At 36.1% G+C, this 2799-nt stretch carries 3 protein-coding genes; 1 reads left to right on the plus strand and 2 read right to left on the minus strand.

What is annotated here, in order from left to right; all coding sequences use genetic code 11:
- The coding region (locus ABZ857_RS43960; RefSeq protein WP_357056877.1) for a heavy metal translocating P-type ATPase at nt 1-1108 on the plus strand (1108 nt) is incomplete at its 5' end.
- A 226-nt stretch (nt 1109-1334) separates the two neighbouring features.
- Here ABZ857_RS43960 and ABZ857_RS43965 read toward each other — a convergent pair.
- The gene (locus ABZ857_RS43965) at nt 1335-2015 is read right to left on the minus strand and encodes an IS6 family transposase (RefSeq protein ID WP_357056881.1); all 681 of its coding nucleotides are present in this window, start codon (nt 2013-2015) and stop codon (nt 1335-1337) included.
- A 271-nt stretch (nt 2016-2286) separates the two neighbouring features.
- Nucleotides 2287-2502 carry a helix-turn-helix transcriptional regulator gene (locus ABZ857_RS43970; protein WP_101913440.1) on the minus strand — a complete coding sequence of 72 codons (216 nt, stop codon included), beginning with the start codon at nt 2500-2502 and terminating at the stop codon, nt 2287-2289.
- Nucleotides 2503-2799 lie beyond the last annotated feature (297 nt).

The following is a 2799-nucleotide window of genomic DNA, read 5'->3' on the forward strand; positions in this document are numbered from 1 at the left end:
TGACTGGAATAAATGGCTTTACCAAGGGTTATCCATTTTAGTTGTCGGATGTCCTTGTTCATTAGTGATCTCAACACCTGTTTCAATTGTTTCGGCTATTGGTAATGCAGCAAAAAATGGTGTTTTAGTAAAAGGCGGAGTCTATCTGGAAGAAATTGGTCATTTGAGAGCAATTGCTTTCGATAAGACTGGAACCTTAACAAAAGGAAAGCCTGTCGTAACGGATTTCATTGCAACCAGTTCTGAAACTGATATAAATTATCTATCGATTATTTCATCGTTGGAATCTCTTTCTCAACACCCATTAGCTTCTGCTATTTTAAACGAAGCGGATAAAACTAATGTGGATTACAAGTCAATACAAATCGAGGATTTCCAATCTATCACAGGTAAAGGACTTACAGGTATACATCAAAACATACGTTACTATATTGGAAGCCCTAAACTGTTTTCTGCATCAGTAATCGAAGAAACAGCGGTCAAAGTACAATACAGACAATTTCAAGAACAAGGGAAAACCGCCATGTATTTCGGTACTGACGAACAAATTTTAGGAGTAATTGCTGTCGCGGATGAAGTAAGAGATTCAAGTGCTGCCGTTATTTCTGAACTCCACAAGTTGTCAATTGAACACACTATTATGCTTACTGGTGATAATACTAAAACCGCTGAATCTATTGGTAAGCAATTAGGTGTGACTGAAATAAAAGGAGATCTAATGCCTCAAGAAAAATTAGATTCGATTAAAGCGTTGCGGACAACTTATAATAAAGTAGCAATGGTTGGCGACGGCATTAATGATGCACCAGCATTAGCTGCATCGACGGTTGGTATTGCAATGGGCGGTGCAGGGACAGATACGGCTCTCGAAACTGCTGATGTTGCTCTAATGGGCGACGATTTACAAAAATTACCATTCATTGTTAGACTTAGCCGTCAAACTCTAAAAGTAATTAAGCAAAATATCACCTTCTCATTAGGTATAAAACTATTAGCTCTACTACTAGTCATACCAGGTTGGCTAACACTATGGATTGCTATTGTAGCAGATATGGGAGCAACGCTTTTAGTAACATTAAACGGATTACGATTGATGAAAGTTAAATAACACAACAAATAAAAGAAGGCATGTTTATAAGCGTGCCTTCTTTTTATGATACTTTTTAGTTTTTTTGAACGCTAGTTATGAAGCAAACTATGCGCCATTTAAATATTAAAATGACAGTCTAACCTTATTAAGTAGGTGTTCCCATTAATACTTTGATTTCCTTAGATAATAGGGTTCTGTTGCAAAGTTTTAAATAAAGAATAAAATCCCTTACGGTATCTATGATTTAGGCTGTTATTCCCATTAATACCTTGATTTCAGTAGACACCGAAAAGCCGAAGAGAGTGCCTTCTTTTCGGGTTTTCTTATATAATCCTCGAATGGCTTCCATGCCCTTAATCGTGGTAGAGGCAGTGCGTAAACTTCGATAGAATTTATTGCGTCTCTTTACTGGACGATGGTCTTGTTCAATCAAATTATTCAGGTATTTAATGGTACGATGTTCTGTCCCTTGATAAAAGCCGTATTCTTTTAGTTTCTTAAAGGCACTTGTAATAGAGGGGGCTTTATCTGTGACTACAACCTTCGGTTCATCAAACTGCTTCACTAACCGCTTAAGAAAAGCATAGGCTGCTTGTGTGTCCCGTTTTTTACGTAACCAAATATCCAAGGTTAAACCATCTGCATCGATGGCTCGATACAAATAATGCCATTTTCCTTTAATTTTGATGTACGTTTCATCCATTTTCCATGAATAAAAGGATTTTTTATTTTTCTTTTTCCAGAGATGATAGAGTAGTTTACCGTATTCTTGTACCCAACGATAAATAGTCGTATGACAAACGTTAATCCCACGATCATAAAGGAGTTCTTGAATTTCACGATAGCTTAGATTGTAACGCAGGTAATAACCAACAGCGACAATAATCACATCTTTTTGAAATTGTTTACCTTTAAAATAGTTCATTGATATATCCTCGCTGTCATTTTTATTCATTTTACACTAAAATAGACTTATCAGAAAACTTTGCAACAGAACCGATTTCTCAATCTTAGGTTTCACGATTTCAACATCACGAATTTCAACTGTCAACTGTTTTTCCTCACCAGTTTTAGTTTTTCCTGTTACTTGCATAAAGACTCTCCTTGCTATTTCACTAATATAAGAACGCAAACTCTGACATTTGCGCCCCTAAAATAAAAAAGACCTAAGTCGTTTTAATATACTTAAGTCTTCACTACTCAAAATAGAATAATTTTTCAAATTCTATATCCAACGCTATACAAAGTAATAATGCTAATTTAGCAGATGGAACGTACTCATAGGTTTCTATATTGCTAATTGTCTGTCTCGAAACACCAACAATTTTAGCCAAATTACTCTGGTTTATTTGTTTTTCAGCACGAGCCACTTTTAACCTATTCTTTAACTCAAGTTTTCCTTTATCCCTCATTTAAAAATTCCACTCATTAAATTCCAGCCCATCACAGAAACAGCAATTAATAATACTACAATTACTATGATGTTAGTCATCGACCTCTTCTTTTTGAACAGATATATTTCATGTCCCAAAGCCAAAAGTAATAACATAAAAAACAAATCGTCTATAGATTCATTTTTTAGCAACCTAATTGTGAAAATAAACAGCCAAGCAAGTAACAACATAATATAGAAGTGCTATCTCAGGGACACCCGGCTCGTCCTCGCCTACCTGGGACTGATCGCCCTGGTCGCCGCGGCGGCCCTCGTG

The sequence above is a fragment of the Microbispora sp. NPDC046933 genome (assembly GCF_040644635.1).
Lineage (GTDB): Bacteria > Actinomycetota > Actinomycetes > Streptosporangiales > Streptosporangiaceae > Microbispora.

What these genes read in the sequence shown, in the direction of transcription:
- ABZ857_RS43965 (WP_357056881.1), bottom strand. Translation starts at nt 2,015, where the DNA reads ATGAACTATTTTAAAGGTAAACAATTTCAAAAAGATGTGATTATTGTC.
- ABZ857_RS43970 (WP_101913440.1), bottom strand. Translation starts at nt 2,502, where the DNA reads ATGAGGGATAAAGGAAAACTTGAGTTAAAGAATAGGTTAAAAGTGGCT.